This window comes from Nocardia sp. NPDC055165 (genome assembly GCF_053606985.1).
Genome location: NZ_JBSGSS010000019.1, coordinates 78,579 through 99,926 on the forward strand (window position 1 = coordinate 78,579; position 21,348 = coordinate 99,926).

Annotated in this window: 19 protein-coding genes; 9 read left to right on the plus strand and 10 right to left on the minus strand. The window is 67.3% G+C overall.

The window, feature by feature from the left end; genetic code table 11:
- Window positions 1-56 precede the first annotated feature (56 nt).
- From ACWFRF_RS30375 to ACWFRF_RS30385, 3 genes are read left to right on the plus strand one after another with little or no spacing between them, the layout of a single operon-like run.
- A complete protein-coding gene (locus ACWFRF_RS30375; RefSeq protein WP_452453555.1) occupies window positions 57-665 on the plus strand; it encodes a TetR/AcrR family transcriptional regulator in 609 nt (202 codons plus the stop codon).
- Window positions 662-2,209: an LVIVD repeat-containing protein gene (locus ACWFRF_RS30380; RefSeq protein WP_452453557.1), complete on the plus strand. Its 1,548-nt coding sequence runs from the start codon at window positions 662-664 to the stop codon at window positions 2,207-2,209. Before ACWFRF_RS30375 ends, ACWFRF_RS30380 begins: the two co-directional genes overlap by 4 nt.
- Window positions 2,206-2,814, plus strand: coding sequence for a DUF305 domain-containing protein (locus ACWFRF_RS30385; protein ID WP_379318016.1), 609 nt, complete (start codon window positions 2,206-2,208; stop codon window positions 2,812-2,814). The genes ACWFRF_RS30380 and ACWFRF_RS30385 overlap by 4 nt, the downstream gene beginning before the upstream one ends.
- Before the next feature lie 40 nt (window positions 2,815-2,854).
- On the opposite strand, the gene ACWFRF_RS30390 is transcribed toward ACWFRF_RS30385, so the two are convergent.
- Entirely contained in the window at window positions 2,855-4,099 is a 1,245-nt protein-coding gene (locus ACWFRF_RS30390) for a helix-turn-helix domain-containing protein (protein ID WP_452453559.1), read from the minus strand.
- Between the two features lie 144 nt (window positions 4,100-4,243).
- Here ACWFRF_RS30390 and ACWFRF_RS30395 point away from each other — a divergent pair, with 144 nt between their 5' ends.
- From ACWFRF_RS30395 to ACWFRF_RS30405, 3 genes are read left to right on the plus strand one after another with little or no spacing between them, the layout of a single operon-like run.
- The gene (locus ACWFRF_RS30395) at window positions 4,244-5,236 is read left to right on the plus strand and encodes a poly(ethylene terephthalate) hydrolase family protein (RefSeq protein ID WP_379314279.1); all 993 of its coding nucleotides are present in this window, start codon (window positions 4,244-4,246) and stop codon (window positions 5,234-5,236) included.
- 21 nt (window positions 5,237-5,257) lie between these two features.
- On the plus strand, window positions 5,258-7,642 hold the full coding sequence (locus ACWFRF_RS30400) for a beta-glucosidase (RefSeq protein ID WP_452453561.1): 2,385 nt from the start codon (window positions 5,258-5,260) through the stop codon (window positions 7,640-7,642).
- Between the two features lie 38 nt (window positions 7,643-7,680).
- A complete protein-coding gene (locus ACWFRF_RS30405) occupies window positions 7,681-9,285 on the plus strand; it encodes an MFS transporter (protein WP_452453563.1) in 1,605 nt (534 codons plus the stop codon).
- Between the two features lie 39 nt (window positions 9,286-9,324).
- On the opposite strand, the gene ACWFRF_RS30410 is transcribed toward ACWFRF_RS30405, so the two are convergent.
- The 3 genes from ACWFRF_RS30410 to ACWFRF_RS30420 are packed head-to-tail and all read right to left on the minus strand — an operon-like array spanning window position 9,325 to window position 12,312.
- Window positions 9,325-9,948: a DUF4203 domain-containing protein gene (locus ACWFRF_RS30410; protein ID WP_378994651.1), complete on the minus strand. Its 624-nt coding sequence runs from the start codon at window positions 9,946-9,948 to the stop codon at window positions 9,325-9,327.
- A 28-nt stretch (window positions 9,949-9,976) separates the two neighbouring features.
- A complete protein-coding gene (locus ACWFRF_RS30415; RefSeq protein ID WP_452453565.1) occupies window positions 9,977-11,641 on the minus strand; it encodes a SulP family inorganic anion transporter in 1,665 nt (554 codons plus the stop codon).
- 14 nt (window positions 11,642-11,655) lie between these two features.
- Window positions 11,656-12,312, minus strand: coding sequence for a GAP family protein (locus ACWFRF_RS30420; RefSeq protein ID WP_378994656.1), 657 nt, complete (start codon window positions 12,310-12,312; stop codon window positions 11,656-11,658).
- A gap of 120 nt (window positions 12,313-12,432) precedes the next feature.
- Between ACWFRF_RS30420 and ACWFRF_RS30425 the strand changes: the two genes are divergently transcribed.
- Complete coding sequence (locus ACWFRF_RS30425) at window positions 12,433-12,855, plus strand: DUF6325 family protein (protein WP_378994659.1); 423 nt, start codon at window positions 12,433-12,435, stop codon at window positions 12,853-12,855.
- Between the two features lie 12 nt (window positions 12,856-12,867).
- Window positions 12,868-13,182, plus strand: coding sequence for an SHOCT domain-containing protein (locus tag ACWFRF_RS30430; RefSeq protein ID WP_452453567.1), 315 nt, complete (start codon window positions 12,868-12,870; stop codon window positions 13,180-13,182).
- Between the two features lie 39 nt (window positions 13,183-13,221).
- On the opposite strand, the gene ACWFRF_RS30435 is transcribed toward ACWFRF_RS30430, so the two are convergent.
- Both ACWFRF_RS30435 and ACWFRF_RS30440 read right to left on the minus strand, forming a co-directional pair.
- Window positions 13,222-15,117 (minus strand): alkyl/aryl-sulfatase, encoded by a 1,896-nt coding sequence (locus tag ACWFRF_RS30435; RefSeq protein WP_452453569.1) that lies wholly within the window; start codon window positions 15,115-15,117, stop codon window positions 13,222-13,224.
- Between the two features lie 54 nt (window positions 15,118-15,171).
- The gene (locus ACWFRF_RS30440; RefSeq protein ID WP_379315456.1) at window positions 15,172-15,549 is read right to left on the minus strand and encodes an SHOCT domain-containing protein; all 378 of its coding nucleotides are present in this window, start codon (window positions 15,547-15,549) and stop codon (window positions 15,172-15,174) included.
- Window positions 15,550-15,732: 183 nt separating this feature from the next.
- Here ACWFRF_RS30440 and ACWFRF_RS30445 point away from each other — a divergent pair, with 183 nt between their 5' ends.
- On the plus strand, window positions 15,733-16,179 hold the full coding sequence (locus ACWFRF_RS30445; protein ID WP_379315454.1) for a DUF7144 family membrane protein: 447 nt from the start codon (window positions 15,733-15,735) through the stop codon (window positions 16,177-16,179).
- Here the strand turns inward: ACWFRF_RS30445 and ACWFRF_RS30450 are convergent.
- From ACWFRF_RS30450 to ACWFRF_RS30465, 4 genes are all read right to left on the minus strand, one after another.
- Entirely contained in the window at window positions 16,166-16,564 is a 399-nt protein-coding gene (locus tag ACWFRF_RS30450) for a nuclear transport factor 2 family protein (RefSeq protein ID WP_452453571.1), read from the minus strand. The genes ACWFRF_RS30445 and ACWFRF_RS30450 overlap by 14 nt on opposite strands.
- A 118-nt stretch (window positions 16,565-16,682) precedes the next feature.
- The gene (locus tag ACWFRF_RS30455) at window positions 16,683-18,488 is read right to left on the minus strand and encodes an alkyl/aryl-sulfatase (protein WP_452453574.1); all 1,806 of its coding nucleotides are present in this window, start codon (window positions 18,486-18,488) and stop codon (window positions 16,683-16,685) included.
- A 180-nt stretch (window positions 18,489-18,668) separates the two neighbouring features.
- Window positions 18,669-19,244, minus strand: coding sequence for a TerD family protein (locus ACWFRF_RS30460; RefSeq protein ID WP_067457219.1), 576 nt, complete (start codon window positions 19,242-19,244; stop codon window positions 18,669-18,671).
- 79 nt (window positions 19,245-19,323) lie between these two features.
- Entirely contained in the window at window positions 19,324-21,330 is a 2,007-nt protein-coding gene (locus ACWFRF_RS30465; RefSeq protein ID WP_378994686.1) for a hypothetical protein, read from the minus strand.
- Window positions 21,331-21,348 lie beyond the last annotated feature (18 nt).

The window sequence follows — 21,348 nt, forward strand, 5'->3', positions numbered from 1 at the left end:
TTGAAAAACGCTCGACCTCGGCTACGCTCAGCCCACGTCGAAGGAGGAACCAACCGGTGACCGACAAGAGCGAGGCCCGACAGGGACCCGGCCGACCGCGCGACCCACAGCTGGACGAGCAGGTGCTGCGAGCCACTCAGGAGTTGTTGGTGGAGCAGGGTTTCCAGGCCACGACCATCCAGGGCGTGGCGCGCCGAGCCGGGGTGGTCGCCACCTCGATCTACCGTCGGTGGCCCAACAAGATCCACCTCGTCGAGGACGCGATCTTCGCCCTCGACACCGGCGCCGTCCCGCAGCCGACCGGCGATATCGCCGCTGACCTGCTGGCCTGGACACGACTGTTCTTCGCCGCGGCCACCCATCCCGCGGCCCGCTCCGGTATCCCCGGCCTGCTGTCGGCCTACCACGACGACGAACAGAGCTACCAGCGCCTGCGGGAACGCGGCGAAGGCCTGGCCAGGGTCGCCATCCGCGCGACCATCGACGCGGCGATCGTGAACGGACAGGTCAAACCTGCCTGCGATCCCGACCTGATCTTCGAATTCCTGCGCGGCGCAACCCTCTTGCGCGCGCTCACCCGCGGTGACGAAGACGGCGAGCGCTTCTGCCGTCAGACCGCGGCGGCACTGGTCACCCTGGCCACCGAGCACGAGAGTCAGCCATGAGAATGCGTTACTGTTTGCTGATCGGAGTCGCGGCCGTGCTCGTGGTGCCCAACGCCGTCGGCACCGCACAACCGGACTCGCCTGCCGTCGTTCAGGAGGACCGCGGCCTCGCCGATACCGCCGTCGCCCGCGCGAGCTGTGCGGGCGACGCGATCCCCGAACCGGGCCTCCAGGGCGACGTACCCGCCGCCGAACGCGACAGCGGCCGCAGCACCCAGGGCTACCGCTGCAACATCAGCCGCATCGGCGGCTACGCGGGCCGCGGCGCCGGCATCACCTCGACGCAGTTCGATCACTGCGTCTACCTCGGCAGCTTCTTCCCCGGCAACCTGCTCGGTCCCGCGCAAGGCGTGCAGGTGATCGACGTCGCCGATCCGGCGAACCCGGTGCTCACCGCCACGCTCACCGAACCCGCGATGCTGGCGGGTACCTGGGAGAGCCTCAAGGTCAACGCCGCGCGAAAGCTGCTCGTCGGCACCGGAGCTCCCGCGTTCACCGGAGCGGGACTGATCTCGATCTACGACATCTCCGACTGCGCGCACCCGCGCCTGCTCAACCCTGGACCCGGCACCGACGTGAGCCTGCCGGTCCCGATCACGGCGCACGAGGGCGGCTTCTCCCCCGACGGCCGCACCTACTGGGCATCAGGGGTCGTCCCCGGCATCGTCAGCGCTGTCGACCTGACCGATCCGGCCGACCCCCGCGTGATCTGGCAGGGCATGCCGGGGCAGTCCATGCACGGCATGGGCCTGCGCGCCGACGGCAACCGCCTCTACCTGGCCAACAACATGGGCGGGCTCACCGTCCTCGACACCAGTGCGGTGCAGCGGCGCGACCCCGACCCGCAGGTGCCGATCATCTCCCAGCTGACCTGGACCGATGGCTGGGCGACGCAGCAGAACGTGCCCGTCACCTACAACGGCGTGCCCTACCTGTTCACCGCCGACGAGGCCGGATCCGGCGGCGTCAAACTCATCGACATCTCCGACGACACCAACCCACGCATCGTGAACTCCATCAAGCTGGAGATCAACCTGCAACAACATCGCGACAGCGCGCTCGCCTCCGGGATGGGTGGGTCGATCTTCACCTACGACGCCCACTACTGCTCCGCCGATCGCCCGGTGAACCCCACCGCGCTCGCATGTGGCTGGATCGCCTCCGGCATCCGGGTTTTCGACGTCCGCGACCCGCTCCGGGTACGCGAGATCGCCTACTACAACCCGCCCGCGCGCACCGGTCAGAACAGCGAACTGTGGAACTCCCCGCACGCGCTCGCCTCGATCATCGGAGTGCCGCTGCTCAGCGCGCAATCGGTGATGCAGGCCGTCGACGCGGGCGTTCTCGATCCCGAGCAGGCGCGGAGTTCGCGCACCGGTGACGTGGCCTTCGGTGACCTCTCCACCGACTGGTGCTTCTCCGCTCCCGAGTGGCGCGGCAACCAGCTCTGGGCCGCCTGCGCCGACAACGGGTTGCTCACCTTGGAGCTGTCGCCCGAGGTGTACACCCCGCCCACCGATCAGCGGTCGACGGTCGGCTCATGACCCGGCGGGTGCTGCTCGGCGCCGCGGGTGCGGCGACGGTACTGCTGCTGCTGGTGGTCGGCGCGGCCATCCGACCGCTCTGCTTCTCCGAGACCGCCACCGTCACACCGGTATTGACGCCTACCGAGATCGGCTTCGTGCAGGACATGACGGGTCACCATCAGCAGGCGCTCATCATGGTCGAGCGCCTGGCCGTCGATGTCGATCCCACCGTGCGGCGGCTGGCCGACCAGATCGCCGATGCCCAGCGCCTCGAGATCGGCATGATGCTCGGCTGGCTCCGGTTGGCCGCGGCGACCCCGACCAACCCGCACCCGATGTCGTGGATGCCCACCGGTCACCACACCGCCGCGTCCTCGTCGATGACCATGCCCGGCATGGCCACTCGCGCCGACCTCGACGCGCTCGCGGAGGCACACGGCGCCGACGCGGAGACGATGTTCCTGCGTCTGATGTACCGCCATCACCAGGGCGGCATCGCCATGACGCAGACGTTCGACGGAATATCCACCGGTGGGCCGGTCGAACAGGCGGCCCGCGACATGATCAGCACACAGAGCCAGGAGTCCGGGATCATCGGCCTGCTGATGTCCCAGCGCGGGTAACGGCTAGGGGCCGAGTACCTGCCGACGGTCGAACGCGAACTCAGCGTGCGACCAGCTCGCGAATGCTGGTGCGGACCTCGCCGACCCTCGAGACCTCGGCGAACTCGGTCGACTCGTGCAGGAAATCCGACAGCCGGGCAGCGGTACGGCCCGTCGGTCGTCGACCGCACAGCGACAGGGCGAGACCTACGTGGTCGACAGCCAGCTCAGGCTCGCCGAGCATCAGCTGTAGGCGTGCCGAGGAGATCGCGGCCGTCTCCGGTGTCACAAGATCCTGCGACAGCGGCGTGTGCATCTCGCCGAAGCCGATGCGAGCCAAATCGGGTCGGGTAGCGATGAGGTGACGGTAGCTGTTGCCGAGCAGCCGCCACTGCTGCCCGGGCCCCGGCCAATTCCGGCGCGGTCCGAGAATCATGCCGACGGTGGCCGCGGTGAGGCTCCGGTCGGCAATGCTGTCACCGGCCACTGTCCCGGCGGCTTCGCAACGGCATTCCGCCGCGATGACAATCGCACGCTGGAACGCGGCATGATCACCGAGAATGCCGTGCGCGTATGCCTCCAACTCGGCGAGTGCGACCCGGAGCAGGGGTGTCGCGGTACGCCGCGCCAGATACTGGGCGAGCTGGGCCACCTCGAGCCCCTCGGCCGGCCTACCGCTGTCGAGGAGCTGCCAGGATGCTTCGGCGAGGATCGCGGCGGTGAGCACCTCCTCGCCCGCGGCATGCGACAGCCGTGCCGCGGCGACCGAGTACCGGCGACCGGCGACGACGTCCTCCATGTCCCAGCTCATGGCGGCCGCGATATCGGCCAGCTCGGCACCGGCCCGGAAGGCGCGGCCATGCCCGCCCGCGGCCGAGAGCTGCTGCAAACGCGGCAGATTCACCGTCAGCCAGGCCGTCACCGCGCGGCGCGGCGCCGGTCCGTCGTCCCACTGCCGGGCGCGCGCCCAGGTGGCGAGTTGCTCGGCGTCCAACAGCTCCGTCGCGGCGAAGGTGGGGTGATCGCCGCGCGAGTGCGCGACGGGCGGCAGCAGCAGCGACGAAAGCTGCGTGGGCAAATCGTCGAGTTCGCTGACCGAATCGACGGTGAGCCGGTCGCGCAGATGATCCAGCGGAGTGTGCAGCGCCGACGCGTACGCGGCCACGTGCTCGGCGCGCACCATCCTGGCGCCGGTCTCGAGCTGGCCCAGGTACGGCTTCGAATAGTTCGTGCGCGCGGACATGCCCTGCAGACTGATTCCCGCCGCCGTTCGTGCCGCGCGCAGCGCAGAACCTACCTCGGTCATCCGAGGTCCGCACCGGTGCGGGTCGACTCGTTCATCAGTCCGAGAATACGTCGCGGGGAGCCCCGCGCGCGGGTGTCTGCAACATGTCTGCAAGACGACGTGGCGGGCCCTATATGCCTGTTCACCTGCTTAACGTCGGAGATCGTGAGCAACAGAACTGTCGAGCGGGTGCATCGAGGCGCCCGCATCGCCCTGACCGCCGTCGCGCTGACCGCGGCCGTGTCGACGGCACCGGTCTCGGCCGCGCCGTCCTACCAGCCGGCCGCGCCGGTCGAGGCGATCTACTACGGCCCGGGGCCATGGTCGGTGGCCCAGCGATCCGGTGCCGACTGCTGCACCTCGACCGGCGATACCTACGACATCTGGTACCCGGCGAATCTCGGCGCGGGCGCCCACCCGGTCATCACGTGGGGCAACGGCACGATGGCGCACCCACGCGAATACGCGTACCTGCTCGCACACCTCGCGTCGTGGGGATTCGTCGTGATCGCTGCCGACCGGACCGACACCGGAACCGGCGTGCAGATGCTCGACGCCGTGCGCTATCTCGCCGAGCAGAACAACGACTCGAGCAGCGTCTTCCACGGCAAGATCGATCTCGATGCGGTGGGAGCGGCGGGTCACTCCCAAGGCGGTCTCGGTGCGCTGAACGCGCTCGCGCGTGGGTCCGGCCTGGTCGACACCGCCGTGACGCTCGAGATGCCGTTGGCCGCGGTGTGTTCGTCACTGCCGACGGTCGACGGCCAGAGCGCCTGTGTCGACACCAGTGCGATCACTTCGGGCTCGGTGCTGCTGGTCAACGGTTCGGCCGACGGCGTCTCGCCGGGGACCCAGCAGCTGCCACCCGAGCTGATCGGCGAGCAGTCCATGCAGGCGTACTACGACGCCCTGCCCGCGCAGGTGCCCAAGGCCCGCGCCGCGCTGGTCGGCGCCCAGCACAACGACATCCAGGGCCGGCCCGACTGCACCAACTACAGCTGCACCGAAGGCGTATATCGCTATCTCGGCTACTCAGCAGCGTGGTTCTGTGGCCAATTGCGCGACGATCCGGCCGCCCGTGGCGCATTCGTCGCGGGCACCGGCGAATTCCTGCACAACCCGTACTGGTCCGAGCAGGCCAGCACCCTCACCCGCTGATCGAAGAAAGGCTGCCTCTTCATGGAAGACCGCATCAAGGAGCTACTCGCCGAGCTGGATCTGGAGGGCAAGCTCCGGCTGATCTCCGGCGCAGGCCTGTTCCGGATGGCCGGTGACCCCGCGATCGGACTCGCCGAGATGCCGGTGTCCGACGGCCCCTCCGGGGTGCGTGGCGAGAACTGGGACGAACGCGATCCCTCGGTCAGCCTGCCTTCCGGCACCGCGGTCGCCGCGACCTGGGATCCCGAACTCCTCACCGAGATCGGGGCCCTCATCGCCGCCGAAGCGCGCCGCAAGGACGTCTACGCGGTCCTCGGCCCGACGATGAACCTGCATCGTTCGCCGTTGGGCGGCAGGCACTTCGAATGCTTTTCCGAGGATCCGCTGCTCACCGCCGAGATGGCCGGCGCCTACGTGCGATCGGTGCAGGCGCACGGGGTCAGCGCGTGCCCGAAGCACTACGTGGCCAACGACTCCGAGACCGACCGCTTCACCGTCGACGTGCGGGTCGGCGACCGCGCGCTGCACGAGCTGTACCTCTACCCCTTCGAACGCACCGTGGAAGCGGGCGCGTGGATGCTCATGGACGCCTACAACTCGGTCAACGGCACGACCATGACCGAGAACCCGCTGCTCGACGAACCACTCAAGGGCGCGTGGCGATTCGACGGTGTCGTCGTCTCGGACTGGACCGCGGTCCGCAGCACCGAGAGCGCGGCCAACGGCACCGACCTGTGCATGCCGGGGCCCTGGTACCTGTGGGGTGAGCCGCTGGCCGCGAAGGTTCGCTCAGGCGAGATCGCCGAATCCGTGATCGACGACAAAGTCCGCCGCATCCTGCGATTCGCACACCGCGTCGGCGCGCTCGACGGAACACCCCAGCCCACACCAGTTTTCAGTGACGAGCAGGCACAGGACCTGGTTCGCCGGGTCGCCGCCGAGGCGATGGTCCTGGTGCGCAACGACGGAATCCTGCCGCTCGCACCGGAAACCGGTGTCGCCCTGCTCGGCCCGTCGGCGGGGGAACCCCGGTTCCTCGGCGGCGGTAGCGCCACCGTCATCCCGGGCCACACGACGACGCCCGTCGAAGGTCTCACCGGCCGACGACCGCTGACACACACCGCGGGCGTCCACCTGTCCGAGGCGCTGATCCCCGCCCCGCTCGCCCTCATCACCGACCCCGAATCCGGCGAGCCCGGCTTGTCGGCCCGCTATTTCAAGGACGAGACCGAGCTCGGCACCCAACACCGGACCACGAGCCGACTCGTGCTACTCGGCGATGAGCTCGCGGCGAAGTCGAACACGATCGAGCTGCACACGCGCCTGCGCGCCGACATGGCCGGAGAATGGCAGATCGGTTTCGGCGGGGTCGGTCATATCCGGCTCGACCTCGACGGCGAGACCGTGCTCGACGAGAACATGGTGCTCGACAGTGGCGACCCGGCCGCCGCACTGCTCAACCCGCCGCAACGCCACGTCACGCGCGCGCTCGCCGTCGGCGAGGAGGTCGATGTCCGGGTGGTGACCAGTATCGAGGAAGCGATGCCCGGCCTCGGCATCATCCTCGGCGCGACGCTCGGTATCCGCCGTCCCCAGCGCGCCGACGACGAGGAGTTCGCGGCCGCGGTCACACAGGCAGCGGCCGCCGAGGTGGCCGTTGTCGTGGTCGGCACCACCGAGCAGATCGAGAGCGAAGGCGTCGACCGCACCTCGCTGCGGCTGCCCGGCCGTCAGGACGAGCTGGTCTCGGCGATCGCCGCCGTGAACCCCCGCACGGTGGTCGTGGTGAACTCCGGTGCGCCGGTGGAGATGCCGTGGCGCGACGATGTCGCCGCCGTGCTGCTCGCCTGGTTCCCCGGCCAGGAGTTCGGCGCGGCGCTGGCCGATGTCCTCACCGGCACCGCCGAACCCGGCGGCCGGCTGCCGACCACGTGGCCGAAGACCATGGCCGACGTCCCCGTGCTCGACACCACCCCCGTCGACGGCGTGCTCGACTACGCCGAGGGCATCCACATCGGCTACCGCGCGTGGCTGAAGGCAGACATCGAACCGGCCTACCCGTTCGGTCACGGTCTGGGCTACACCACTTGGGAGACCAGCGATCTCACCGTCGAGGGCCGCACCGTCGCGCTGACGGTGACCAATACCGGTGAGCGAACCGGCAAACAGGTTGTCCAGGTGTATCTCTCGCGCCCGGACAGCGCAATCGACCGTCCGGTTCGCTGGCTCGCCGGTTTCACCACCATCAGCCTCGCCCCCGGCGAGACTCACACGGTGTCGATCGACCTGCCCGCTCGCGCCTTCCAGCACTGGGGCACGAGCGGCTGGGAGAGCGAACCCGGCGAATTCATCGTTCGGGCCGGAACCTCCGTCACCGACCTTCCCCACACCGCCTACATCTACTAGCTCGAAATTTCTATCAGCTCGAACAATGGAGCGTGGCCATGTCCACCAGTACCATCAAGCCAGACGACACCAATGACACCGGAAGGCTCGAAGGCGCTTCGCGCGCAAGAATTTTCACGGTCCTAGCCGTGATCGTGCTCTTCTCCGAGATCGCCCCGATGCAGTACACGATCGTCGCGGCGGCACTACAGAAGATCGCCCCGAGCTTTCCCGGCGTCGGCGCCAACATCAACTGGGCCATAATCGTTTTCGGATTGATCGGCGCGGCCGCGTCTCCGTTGATCGGCAAGATGAGTGATGTATGGGGCAAGAAGCGGATGTTCCTCGTCTGCGGCGCCCTGTTCGTGATCGGCTGCGTACTAGACGCGACCACCTCGAACTGGGGTGTGTTCCTGTTCGGCCGCTGCCTGCAAGCCACCGCCATTGCGACCGCGGTGATCGCCTACGGCCTCATCCGGGATCTGATGCCGCGCAAGATGGTTCCGCTCGCGCTGGGTCTCACCGCGACCGGCTTCGGCGTCGCCTCCATCGCGGGCCCGCTGCTGGGCGGCTACCTCGTCGACAACCACAGCTGGCGTGCCATCTTCTGGGTACTGGGGGCATTCACTGTGGTGATGCTGCCGCTGGTGTGGTTCATCGTGCCCGAGTCCAAGCTGCGGGTCACCGAGCGCATCGACATCGTCGGCGCCGCACTGCTCGCCGGTGGTGCCGCACTCACCCTGATCTACGTCGACAAGGGCCACGACTGGGGTTGGTCGAAGCCGACCACGCTGGCCTGGCTGATCGCGGGCCTCGTGCTGCTCGTGCTGTTCGTCCTCGTCGAAAAGCGGGCCACCACACCGATCATGGACATGCAGCTGCTGTTCCATCCGCGCGTGGCGCTGGTCCTCGCCGGTGCGCTCTTCGCGTCCCTGCAGATCGGCATCGTGTCCTACGCCATCGCCTACATGTCCCAGACCCCGCCGGAGTCGACCGTCGTCGACGGTGTCGCGCAGGGCACCCTGGCCCAGATCCAGCAGCTGACGGGTCAGGCGCTGCCGATCGAGGCCGTGCAGGTAACCCTCGATCCCGGCTATACCTACGGCAGTGGATACACCCTGCTCGAGTTCGCCGTCCGGATCGCGCTGCTCGGTTCGGTGGTCACGATGATCTTCGGCGCGGTCGCAGGCCTGCTGGCCAGGCGGGTCGGTGCCCGGCTGCCGCTCGTCGCGGCACTGGTCATCTTCGCCGCAGCGGCCGTAGCGTTCGCGGTCCTGCCGCTGACCGCCACCAACTTCCTGATCGTGAACTCGATCTTCAGCATCGGCTTCGGTATGTACTACGCCTGTATGCCGATCCTGCTGGTGGAGGCGGTTCCGCAGGAACAGCAGGGCGTCAGCATGGGCATGCTCGGCGTGATGCAGTCCATGGGTGTCGCGATCGGTCTCGCGATCGTCACCGCCTTCCTGCACAGCAACGGCATGAGCGCCCTGGTGAGCGTCGGCGGACAGGCCCAACCGGCCACCCCGCTGCCCGACCTGTTCGGTGATCGTGGCTACCAACTGGGCTTCTGGGTCTGCGCGGCGGCCTCGGCCGTCGCCCTCACCCTCGCCCTGGTGATGAAGCACGGCCGCACCCCGGCCACGGGCGGCACCGCCCACTGATCCGGGTTCGACCAGCCGGCGGTGCCTCCCGCCTGCTGGTCACCTCGTGGGCCAGCCGCCGTTGCGGTCGCTCATGTCCGGCTCGTCGTCGTCACCGACCAGGTGCTGGATGCCGAGCTTCTCGGCGAACAGGTGGCGCTGGGTGATCCAGCCGAGGATCGACAGACCCACCCAGGCCAGGGTGGCGGTGACCTGCTGCCAGCCGGGCTCGGGGTCGCGCAGGAACGACAGCGAGTCGCTGAACAGCGCGACACCGCTGCAGATCATGCTCGCGCCGCCGATCGAGGTCAACCACAGCAGTGCCCGGGCCCGGAACTTCTGTGCCAGGAACGCGCCTGACACGCCCACCGCGAGCGCGACGATCATGCTCAGGGCGACGTTCTTGTCGCCGGGCTGCAACACCGTCGCCAGTTTGGTGCCGATCATCACGCCGGTCAGACCGCCGATGAAATAGGAGGCGAAACGGAACACCAGCGAGGTGACCACCCAGACCGACACCGCGCCGATCAGCGCGGCCAGCAACAGCCACCAGAAGCTCGCGTTGAACAGGTCCGCGATCAGCCAGCCGAGACCGAACCCGATGGCGAGCAAGCCCAGGTGGACCGAGCGAATTCCGTAGAAGCACAACAGCGCTCCGACGAGAGCGACCAGAATGCCGTTCATCTGCGTTCCTTTCGGCAGGCGAGCATGTTCATGAGCCGGACAGTGCCGCGGCCGCGGCGGCGACGGTGGGATAGATCGGGACCGGGACGTCACCGTGCTCGGCCGAGCCGAGGGCGTCACCGAACTGGGCGACCGGTCGCGCGATCGCGAACCCGATGCGCCGGGCGGCCAGCGTGTCACGCAGGGCGAGCAGCATCGCCGCGGCGGTCACGTCGACCGAGGGCGAGGTCTCGGCGTCGAGGACGACCATCCGGGTGCGGTCGGTGCACAGCCCCTCGATCTGGTCCTTCACATAACCGGAGTTGGCGAAGAACAGCCCCGACTCGACCCGGACGACCAGCAGATCGGGGCGCGTCGCCGCGTCCGGGTGCCGGACGGCGGCGACCCACAACGACCCTTCCTTACCGAGCTCGGCCACATGCGGTTGCGAGGCCCGGTACACCAGCAGCAGCATCGACACGCCGATACCGATGAGCAGGCCGGGCAGCGTATCGAAGATCAGCACGCCCAGCATCGCGGCCATCGCGGCCAGGAAGTCGGCGCGCGCCGCCTTGCCGTAGATGCTGGCGAGCATGTGGGTCCAGACCCGGTAGAGGCGGCGCAGGGCGGCGATGTCGACCAGCTCGATGACGGCCGCGATCACGACCGCCGCCAAGGTGGCCTCCGGCAGCTTCTCGAACAACCCGGTCAGGAACAGCAGCGTGACGACGGTGAGCCCGGCCACGACAAGCCCGCTGAGCTGGGTCTTCGCCCCGGCGCCACCGTTGACCGCCGTCTTCGACAAGCTGCCGTTGACGACCATCCCCGAACTCAGCCCCGAGCCGAGATTGGCGGCGCCGAGGCCGAGCAGCTCCCGATTCGCGTCGATGGGGTAACCCGCCTTGGCCGCATAGGTTTTCGCGGCGCCGAGGCCCTCGGCGAAGCCGATCAGCAACACCCCCACGGCGGGTCCGAGCAGATCGAGGTAGTCACCGAACGACACTCCCGACGGCAGGCCGAGCGTCGGCAGTCCCGATTCGATATGACCGACAATCGAGACACCCTTGTCGTCGAGTCCGAACAAGGTCACGACGACGATGCCGAACCCCACCGCCACCAACGCGCCCGGAACGAACGGCAGCCAGCGGCGCAGTGCGAGCACCAGCGCGAGGCTGATCAGGCCGACCGTCACGGTGCGCCACTGGGCATGGCCCAGCTCGGTGATGATGCCCCACGCCTGCCGGAAGAAGTTGCCGTCGTGTTTGTCGACGCCGAGCAACTTGGGCACCTGCCCGATGATGATGACCAGGGCGAGTCCGACGATGAAGCCCTTGAGCACCGGTTCGGAGATGAACGCGGCGATGAAGCCGAGCCGGATGAGACCGGCGAGCAGACCTACCAGGCCGGTCGCGATGGCGAGTGCGGCCGTCAGCGCGATGTAGCGGCCGTTGTCGGCGCCCGCGAGCGGGGCGATGATCGCCGCCGACAGTGCCGCGGTCGCCGACATCGGCCCGACCACCAGGTGCCGCGAACTGCCTGCCAGCGCGTAGAGCACCAGCGACGGCACCGCCGCGTACAGGCCGACCACCGGCGGCACCCCGGCGATCGATGCGTAGGCCAGCGCTTCGGGCACGAGCACCGCCCACACAGTGAGACCGGCGATCACATCCGGCCGCAGCCACGCCCGCCGATAGCCGTGCAGTGACTCGAACACCGGTATCGACACTGCTACAGCCCGCCGATGCCCTTGCCGACGACCACAGCGCCCATGATCAACAGCACGATCGCCATCACCGCATGGTTGTTGAGCTGCAACCACTCCCGCAGGCTGTCGAGCATCGGACCGAGCTTGTCGGCCGCGAGCATGTATCCCACGACCACGGCCAGCACGGTGACCGAGGCGAGCAAGGTGAACACCACGATCGCGACCAGGTCGCCCCCCGCGCTCAGACCGCCTGCCCCGATCGCGACACCCGCCGACACACACAGCAGCAGATTCTTCGGATTGACGCCCGACAGCAGCGCTCCCAGCCCCAGCGCCTTCACCGGCGTGAGCGTGTCGATCGCCTTCATCCAGCCGGGCACCTCGGTCTGCGACCGTTCCTGCCACTGGATCACCGCCAGGACCACCAGCGCGACGCCGAGAATGATCTTCACGATCGAGGCGCCGGTCGACGGTTCGCTGTCCGTGCCGCCCAGTGTCCCGGCGAGCATGGTCATCACGCCGGTCACGACGAGGATGCCGGCCACCCACCCCACCGCGAAGCCCTTCGCGGCACCGCCCGCGTTCTTCGACAGGATCATCAGAATGGCGGCGATGATCGGGATCGGCGAGACCGCCACACCCACCGCCAGTGGCAGGAGACCGCCGATTACTGAGCCCATGCCACGACGCTAAGCGGGCCGATCCCGGCACGCCTCACACTTTCCGGGTGAACTGCGCGCTCGCTGTTTCATCCGAATCGGGTGAAGCGGCCCAGCACTCGCCGGGGGCACGATCTGCCCATGGGATCACCAGCAACACTCGGACCGGTCGAATTCCTTGTGCTCACCTTTCCCGGCACCGAGATCGACGAATCCGTGTCCGCGGCACTGGCCGAGATCGTCGCGAAAGGCACGGTCACGCTGCTCGATCTGATCGTGCTGTCCATGGACGACGCCGGCGCCATCACCGAACGCGAGATCGACGACGACATCTCCGCGGTGGGTCTGACGGGTCTGACGGCGGCCGACATCGACCTCGTCAGCGACGACGACCTCGACGTAGTCCGGGCGTCGATGGAACCGGGAACGACCGCCGTCGTCATCGTTTTCGAGGAAACGTGGGCGCTGCGCCTGGCAGGCGCGGTGCGCGCGGCCGACGGTGAGGTCGCGCTGCACGTGCAAGTACCGCGCGATGCCGTCGACGCCGCGCTCGCCCTCGCCTAGGAAGGAATCGATATGCCACTTCGCCGGGGTCGCGTCGGGCGACCGGGATTGATCGGCACCATCGCCAGAACCGCGGTCGTCGCGGGTACCGCGACCGCCACCTCGAACGCGGTGAACCGGCGGGGCGCGCAGCGGGCCGCCGAACAACAGGCCTACGCCCAACAGCAGGCACCGCCTCCGCCGCAGCAACAGGCTCCCCCGCCGCCCGCCGCGCCGAGCGCGGGCAACGACACCGTCGCCCAGCTCAGCACCTTGGCCGAACTGCATTCCGCGGGCGCACTGTCGGACGCCGAATTCGCCGCCGCAAAAGCCAAACTGCTCAGCTGAGTTCTCAGCGAACGACTCCCCCGGCACGGTGCCGGTGGATCAGGGGGTGACGATCGCGAAATCCGGGTCGGGGGCGTCGAGGTAGCCGACCAGTTCGGCCAGCTTGGTGGGATCACCCTCGGCGGTGACGCGACCGTCGCCGATCATCTTCCCCAGATCCTGGCCACCGAGCAGTGCCGCGCGTAGGTCCGCTTCGGTGAGCGTGAACGTCGTCTGGGCGGGCGGGGGCTCGCCTTCGACGTCGAAGTGCACGAGCAGTCCGTTGCGCAGCTCGGTGCGGTGCACCGTGCCGGAATCGGTGATGCGCCAATCGATGACGATCCTCGCGTCCCACGCGCGCGGGCCGTCGACGCGCAGCGCGATCGCGTCGAACAGCTGCTCCACGGAGAGGGCGGCGGAAATATCGGCCGACGACGTCGCCAGCGGAGTACCGACATTGCCATTGCGCAATTCGTAGGCGCCCATCAGGAAGAAGTTGCGCCAGGTGCCGTTCTCCGCGCCGAAGCCGAGCTGTTCGAGTGTGTCGGCCTGTAACGCTTTCGCCTCGGCATTATCGGGGTCGGCAAAGATGACGTAGTTGAGCACCTGGGCCACCCAGCGGAAGTCGCCCTCGTCGTAGGACTTTCGCGCCTTGGCGATGGCTTCGTCGGCACCGCCCATGAAATCCACATGGCGCCGGGCGTTCGCGACCGGCGGGTGCTGCCACAGCGTGGCGGGATTGCCGTCGAACCAGCCCATGTATCGCTGGTAGATCGCTTTGACATTGTGGCTCACCGACCCGTAATAGCCGTGGGTCGACCACGAGTTCACGACGGCGGGCGGCAAGGGCAGGTCCTCGGCGATCTCGATGCCGGTGGAGCCCTTGTTCAATGCCCGCAGAGTCTGGTCGTGGAGATAGCCGTAGAGATCGCGCTGTACCGAAAGGAATTCGGTCAGCCGATCGGTTCCCCAGGTCGGCCAATGGTGCGAGGCGAACACGACATCGGTGCGGGCGGCGTATCGGTTGATCGCCTGCGTGAGGTAACTCGACCACACGTGCGGATCGCGAACCAGCGCACCGCGCAATGTCAGCAGATTGTGCAGGGTGTGGGTGGCGTTCTCGGCCATGCACAGCGCCCGCCGGTCGGGGAAGTAGAAGTTCATCTCCGATGGCGCCTCGGTGCCCGGCGTCATCTGGAATTCGATACTCACCCCGTCTACTGTCACGGTCTGCCCGGTGTGGTCGATGTAGACCGTCGGCGAGATCAAGGTCGGGGTACCGAGCGAATTCGTCGGCCCGAGGCCGGCACCGACCGACCCCTTCGGTCCGCGGGGAAGTGCGGCGCCGTACATATAGGCCGCCCGGCGCGCCATCGCGGTGCCCGCGTACACGTTCTCCTCGACCGCGTGTTCGGTGAAACCGACCGGCGCGATGATCGGGCAATGCCCGGCCGCCACCTCTTCTTCGGTGGTCACCCCCTTCACACCGCCGAAATGGTCGATATGGGAATGCGAATAGATCACCCCGGTCACCGGGCGGTCGCCGCGATGCTCGCGGTACAGCGCGAGCCCAGCGGCGGCGGTCTCCTCCGAGATCAGCGGATCGATCACGATCACGCCGGCGTCGCCTTCGACCAGCGTCATGTTGGACAGATCGAATCCGCGGATCTGGAAGATGCCGTCGGTGACCTCGTACAGGCCTTGCTTCACACACAGTTGCGACTGCCGCCACAGACTCGGATTCACGGTGGGCGGGCACTCGCCGTCGAGGAACGAGTAGGCGTCGATGTCCCACACCACCTTGCCCGCGGCGTTCTTCACCACCCCCGGCGTCAGCGCCGCGACGAACCCACGCTCGGCATCGGCGAAATCCTGGTTGTCATCGAACGGTAGCGTGCGCAGCAACGTCTCGTTGTTGGCTTCGACGCTGGCCGAGGCATCCTGCTGACTGGTCATCAGATGGTGTTCCTGTCTGTGAGCGACGCCGGATCGCGCAGTCGTTCGCGGATTTCAGGAGAGAGCCTTGGCCTTGAGTTGCTGGAATTCCGCCTCGGTGATGGCGCCGGCGTCGAGCAGCTTCTTCCCGTCGGCGATCTGGGCTGCGGAATTGGTGCCCGCGGCCTGCCTGATGTAATCGTCGGTCTCCGTGCGTGCCTGCTTCTGCGCTTCGGCGGTCCGTTCCGCCATGCCGCTACCGCGGAAGATCAGATACACCAGTCCGGTGAGCAGCGGGAACAGGATCAGACACACCACCCACACCGCTTTCACCCAGCCCGAGGTGGACCGGTCGCGGAAAAGATCGGTGAGCAGGTAGAACATCAACATCAGGTAGGCGACAAAGCAGAAGCTCACAATGATGACCCAGAGAACGTCCCACACCGACGACATGATTCGACCTCACTTCTGTGATGCGTGACCACCGGGCGGCGGTTACGGTTCAACCCTTGCCGCCATCGTCGCGAAGCCCCTGCCCGCACACATCATCCGAATCGGGTGAATCCGTCCGCACCGCTCGACCTCACCCGTAACGGGGGATCCGGATCGTCCCCGACAGCCCCTACCGTCGAATCCATGACGATCACCTCGCATCCCGTCCGCCAGGGTCTCGCGGCGGGCATCACCATGCTCGCGGTGATCATGCTCCTGGTAGCGGGCACACTGAGCATCCTGCGCGGTATCGCCGACGTCACCGAGGACGAGATGTTCCTGATCCCGAGCGAATACAGCTACCAGCTCGACGTCAGCGCCTGGGGCTGGATCCACCTGGCGCTGGGTGTACTCCTCGTAGCCGTCGCCGTCGGGATGATTCTGACCGCATCCTGGGCCCGCATCGCCGCCTACTGTCTGGCTGCCCTCTCGATCATCGCCAATTTCCTGTCCCTGCCGTACTGCCCGTGGTGGTCGGTGATCATCATCGGCATCGACCTCGTCGTCATCTGGGCCATCTCCACCTGGAACCCCCGACCGAGTCTGAGCGTGCAGGTGGTCCCCGTGTCCGAGATGGCTACGTCTTCGTAGCGGTGATCTGGGTCAACACGCAGCGCCATCGGCCGTCGGTGTAGCGGAAGGCGTCGGTGGTCCATTCGTCGGCGTCGAATCGAATGCCCTGGTAGTGAGCGGTATTGGTGACCCTGGTCGTCAGCAGGGCGAGTTCGCCGTGGTAGCGGATTCTGGGCTCACCGACGCGCTCCATCGCCGAGTGTGTGAGGTCACCCGATCGGACGAAGGCCAGGAACTGTTCGGCGGTGGTCATGCCGTTCTCGGAGACCATGATCCACTCGTCGGCCATATAGGAGCCGATCCGGTCCGCATCGTTGGCGACGATCGCCACCTGCCACTCGTCCAGAACGGCCAGGAGTTGGTCATCGACCGTGCGACCGGAAGAAGTTCGTGTTGTTGCCATGCGGCAACGCTAAGACTGGGCGCGGTCGGCGGTCTTGGACGAATGGAACGCGCTGCCCGCGGCCCTGACCGGCGATGCGGCCGCGCCCAGCTTCGGCGGCGGCCGCATCGACGCACGGTTACGGTGTCACGACCGCGAAATTCGGGTCGGGGGTGTCCAGGAGACCGAACAGTCGCTGGAGGACGCCGGGGTCGCCGGTGTGGTCGATCCCGGCCAAGCCCTTGCCCGCGAGGATGCCGAGTAGTTGTGGCTTGGTGAGAGTGACGGTGAGGTCGATATCGGCCTTGGACCGTGGGTCGGGCGTCTGGATGAGGACGCCGTTGGACAGGGTGAGACGCACGACGGAGTCCTGGTCGGTGAAATGCCATTCGATCCGGAACGAATCCTTCGCCGCGCGTGGACCGTTCACCCGGATGGCGATCGAGTCGAACAGCTGGTCCACCGACAGTGCCGCGGCCATCCCGCCGCCGAGGTCGAGCTCGGTCCGTTGGATTCCGTGCCGCAGTTCGTTGTCGCCGGTGAGGTAGAAGCAGCGCCAGGTGGCGTTCTCGGCCCCGAAGCCGAGTGTTCGATAGGTCTGGGCGAGTGCGTCTTTCGCGGCTTTGTTGTCCGGCTCGGCGAACACGGCATGGGTGAGCAGCTCAGCGGCGAAACGCAGATCGCCCGAGTCGGCGTAGGCACGGCCCTTCTCGATCACCGCGTCGATGCCGCCGATGGTCTCGACGTACCGGACCGCTTTCGCCGTACGCGGGTGCTCCCAGAGCGAGGTCGGGTTCCCGTCGAACCAGCCGAGATAGCGCTGGTAGACCGCCTTGACGTTGTGGCTCACCGACCCGTAATAGCCACGGGCGCTCCACGCGTCGGCCAGGTTCGGCGACAACTCGAACTGTTCGGCGATCTCCGGGCCGTTGAGTCCCTCGTTCATCATCCGCAGTGTCTGGTCGTGCAGGTACATGTACAGGTCGCGCTGCACCGACAGGAATCCCATGATGTTCTCGGCACCCCAGGTGGGCCAGTGGTGCGAGGCGAACGCGACATCGGCGTCGACGGCGAACATCTCGATCGCCTCGTCGATGTAGCGCGACCAGATCCGCGGATCGCGCACCTGCGCGCCGCGCAGGGTCAGCAGGTTGTGCAGATTGTGGGTCGCATTCTCGGCGAGACAGAGGGCGCGGTGGCGGGGAAAATAGAAGTTCATCTCCGCGGGAGCCTCGGTGCCCGGGGTCATCTGGAAGACGATCGGCACGCCGTCGACGGTCTCCTGCTGGCCGGTACGAGTGATGTCGACGGTGGGCGGGATCAGGCCGAACGTGCCATGGGAGGCCTGGATGCCCAGCCCGGTGCTGCACTGGCCTTCGGGTCCGGGCGTCATCCCCATGCCGTACATGTAGGTGCCGCGCCGCGTCATCGCGACACCCGCGTAGACGTTCTCCGAGACGGCCTCCGCCATGAAACCGGCCGGCGCGAGAATCGGCACGTCACCACGGCCGTCGGGCAGCACGCCGTCGACACCGCCGAAGTGGTCCCCGTGGGAGTGGGTATAGATGACACCGGTGACGGGCCGGTCGCCGCGCTCCTCGCGATACAACGCCAACCCGGCCGCCGCGCACTCGGCCGAGATGAGCGGATCGATCACGATGATGCCCGTATCGCCCTCGACGATCGTCATATTGGAGATGTCGAAACCACGGATCTGATAGATGCCGTCCACGACCTCGTACAGCCCGTTCTTCACACACAGCTGGGCCTGCCGGAACAGACTCGGGTTGATCGTTTCCGGACACGGCCCGTCGAGGAACCCGTATCCGCTGGTGTCGAAAACGACCGTGCCGTCAGCCTTGGTGATCCGCATGGGCGTCAGGGTCTTGATGAACCCGCGATCAGCATTCTCGAAATCGGTGCGATCGTCGTAGTCCAATGCCATCGCAAATCAGCTCCTCAGCTCGGTCGACCCGTCCACCCGATGCTCGGTGCCCGCGGTACACACCGCCTCACCCACCGCGGGTGAATTGGGCCGCTCCGTGGGATCCGGCTGCTGAAAAGCTGGGGTGGTCAGCTGCGTGCCTTCCCGGCTTTCGAGAAGTTCCGCAGCTGACCGGCACCACTACAGGTTGACGCCGAAGTCGCGGGCGATGCCTTCCAGGCCGGAGGCGTAGCCCTGGCCGGTAGCGCGGAACTTCCACTCGGCGCCGTTGCGGTACAGCTCGCCGAAGACCATGGCGGTTTCGGTGGACGCGTCCTCGGAGAGGTCGTAGCGCGCCAGTTCCTCGCCGTTGCTGCGGTCGAGGACGCGGATGTAGGCGTTGCGCACCTGGCCGAAGGACTGGTTGCGGGTGGCGGCGTCGTAGATCGAGACCGGGAACACGATGGAGTCGATCGTGGCCGGGGTGTTGGCCAGGTCGACGTTGATCGTCTCGTCGTCACCGTCGCCGGCGCCGGTGGTGTTGTCGCCCGCGTGCTCGATCGCGCCCTCGGGCGACTTCAGGTTGTTGAAGAAGACGAAGTGCCCGCTCGACACCACCTTCTTGTCGGCGCCGAGGCCGATGGCGCTGGCGTCGAGGTCGAAGTCCGTGCCCGTGGTGGTCCGCAGATCCCAGCCGAGGCCGACCGCGACGGCGGTGAGGTTCGGCGCCGCCTTGGTCAGTGAGACATTGCCGCCCTTGGACAAGCTGACACCCATATCGAATCCCCTTGCTCATCGCGGCACGAAGCGCGCCGACGACCACACCCTAACGTTCGACTCTGAACGTTTGCTGTGATCAATCCTGTTCGGCCGCACCTGTTTCCACGGGCATGCGGTCGGCGCCCCAACTGCGCCGGAGATAGCCGATCACCCGGTCCAGCTCCGCGCGCTCGACGGCGGCCAGCTCACCGGGCTCGAGCGGGTCGAAATGGAAGATGTAGAGCCGCGAGGCGAATTGCTCGAAGGGCAGCGACGCTTCGCCGAAACGCTCACCGTGCCCGGCTGTTCCGACGACGACCCCGTCGCCCCAGTCCTGGCCGCTGTCGTTGTTCGGGTTGTAGAAGTACACCCGCATCACGTCCTGCGGGTCGAGGCTGACGCGCAGCACGGTGATCGCGTGCCAGCCGACGAAGCGGGCCGCGCTGTCGGTGACGGCGATACCGGCGGGCTGCGGGTGGATCACCGGCTGGTTGCCGTTGTAGAAGGGGTGATAACCCGCGTAGAAGTGGCGCAGGAATTCGTCGAGGTCGGTCAGCAAGCCGGTGGCGACATCGACATTGATCCGGAAGCCGCGGCCGGACCACCAGCCGTGGAATTCCGGGTTGATCCAGCGGTGCGGGTCGCCGTCGCGGCCGATACAGCGCCGTCCCATCTGCGCGTAGATCCGGTCCAGGTGCGGTACCACCAGCAGCGAGACCGGGTCCAGATCCAGTTGCAGCGCGGTCGATTCCGTGTCCTCGGTCTCGCGCGAGGAGATCGGCTGCCCTTCGAAGTGCATCACGATCTCGTCGTCGCGCGCGGCCCACACCAGCGTCTGCAGCAGATAGTCGGGGTCGTTGTAGGCCCACATCGACAGTGCTCGCGCCGATTGGCAGGTGGGGTTGTCGCCCTGCCCGATTCCCAGCGGCAGGCCGAGAACCGACAGCATCCCCGACAGCAGCCACGCCCGCGGCTCCGGCGTCGGCCCGAACACCTGGGTCAGCCGCCGGCGCGAGTGCGGTGAAAGCCGCAGTGCCAGTTGGCGCCACAGCGCGGGCGCGACCGGCGGCTGATAGAGGATGCCGCGTTCGAGCAGCAAGGTCAGCCCGTACACGCACTGCGCCGTTTCTACGTGCACGGCCTGCTCGATGAGACTGTGGACGAGTTCGTGATAACAGAGCAGGCTGTCGCGGCCGGTGCTGGACAAGCCCATCGCCTCGCCGAGCAGATACTCACCCTTGGTGAGCAGAAAGCGCAGCAGCACAGCGTGATACGGCGACACCAGCCCGGTGTCGTGCATGGACCGCGCGAATCCCGTTGCCTCGTACTGCAACGCACTGTCGTCCATCGATTCCAGCCGCGTGCGGTAGATCTCGACCCCGGGGTCTTCCCTGCACCCCTCGGTGGTTCCGTAGAGACTACTGATCAGCCGGTCGGCGCCGAGGCCGCTGGCGCCGAGATCCACGTCGGGATTCGCCCGGGCGACGGCGATCTGGGTGATCATCCGTTTGACCCCGTCGACCTGGATGGGCCGCTGCCGCAGAATGCGCCAGATCTCGTCGACCAGGTTCTCCAGCACCTTCTCGTACCCGACCTCGGCGACGAGGTAGTGCAGCAGCTCGCGCGAGACCTGCGCCATCCGCCCCTGCTGTTCCCGCTCTGCCTCGGTGGGCGGGGAGAACAGCAGCGACAGATTCACCGCGAGCACCTGCGACAGGTGATCCTCGGCCTCTTCGGCCGACACCAGCGCATGCTGATATTCGCCCTTGGCGACCGCGAGCAATCGCAGATCACTCACCGCCTCCAACACCATGGTGTCGGCGTTGGCGCTGCGCAAGGAGCCGGTACTCAGCGCCGGGATGAGGATCTGCGGCTGCGCCCAGTCGGTCCCGAGGAAAAGGCCTGCGGTCTCCAGCTTTTCGGCCCGTTCACGCACCGCCGCGCAACCACCGGGCAGCAGCAGCACCCGCCGCAGCGAGTCCATCACCCTGGGCAGCTTGACCTGCTTACCGAAATCGCCCGCGTCCGCGAGGGACTGTATGGCGTGGTCCACCGTGGCGAGACGCCGGTCCAAGCTCGCCGGGTCGTGGCCGTCCGGACTCAATCGCCGATCCCTTCGCAC

What these genes read in the sequence shown, in the direction of transcription:
- ACWFRF_RS30380 (WP_452453557.1), top strand. Translation starts at nt 662, where the DNA reads ATGAGAATGCGTTACTGTTTGCTGATCGGAGTCGCGGCCGTGCTCGTG.
- ACWFRF_RS30385 (WP_379318016.1), top strand. Translation starts at nt 2,206, where the DNA reads ATGACCCGGCGGGTGCTGCTCGGCGCCGCGGGTGCGGCGACGGTACTG.
- ACWFRF_RS30390 (WP_452453559.1), bottom strand. Translation starts at nt 4,099, where the DNA reads ATGACCGAGGTAGGTTCTGCGCTGCGCGCGGCACGAACGGCGGCGGGA.
- ACWFRF_RS30400 (WP_452453561.1), top strand. Translation starts at nt 5,258, where the DNA reads ATGGAAGACCGCATCAAGGAGCTACTCGCCGAGCTGGATCTGGAGGGC.
- ACWFRF_RS30405 (WP_452453563.1), top strand. Translation starts at nt 7,681, where the DNA reads ATGTCCACCAGTACCATCAAGCCAGACGACACCAATGACACCGGAAGG.
- ACWFRF_RS30410 (WP_378994651.1), bottom strand. Translation starts at nt 9,948, where the DNA reads ATGAACGGCATTCTGGTCGCTCTCGTCGGAGCGCTGTTGTGCTTCTAC.
- ACWFRF_RS30420 (WP_378994656.1), bottom strand. Translation starts at nt 12,312, where the DNA reads ATGGGCTCAGTAATCGGCGGTCTCCTGCCACTGGCGGTGGGTGTGGCG.
- ACWFRF_RS30425 (WP_378994659.1), top strand. Translation starts at nt 12,433, where the DNA reads ATGGGATCACCAGCAACACTCGGACCGGTCGAATTCCTTGTGCTCACC.
- ACWFRF_RS30430 (WP_452453567.1), top strand. Translation starts at nt 12,868, where the DNA reads ATGCCACTTCGCCGGGGTCGCGTCGGGCGACCGGGATTGATCGGCACC.
- ACWFRF_RS30435 (WP_452453569.1), bottom strand. Translation starts at nt 15,117, where the DNA reads ATGACCAGTCAGCAGGATGCCTCGGCCAGCGTCGAAGCCAACAACGAG.
- ACWFRF_RS30440 (WP_379315456.1), bottom strand. Translation starts at nt 15,549, where the DNA reads ATGTCGTCGGTGTGGGACGTTCTCTGGGTCATCATTGTGAGCTTCTGC.
- ACWFRF_RS30445 (WP_379315454.1), top strand. Translation starts at nt 15,733, where the DNA reads ATGACGATCACCTCGCATCCCGTCCGCCAGGGTCTCGCGGCGGGCATC.
- ACWFRF_RS30450 (WP_452453571.1), bottom strand. Translation starts at nt 16,564, where the DNA reads ATGGCAACAACACGAACTTCTTCCGGTCGCACGGTCGATGACCAACTC.
- ACWFRF_RS30455 (WP_452453574.1), bottom strand. Translation starts at nt 18,488, where the DNA reads ATGGCATTGGACTACGACGATCGCACCGATTTCGAGAATGCTGATCGC.
- ACWFRF_RS30460 (WP_067457219.1), bottom strand. Translation starts at nt 19,244, where the DNA reads ATGGGTGTCAGCTTGTCCAAGGGCGGCAATGTCTCACTGACCAAGGCG.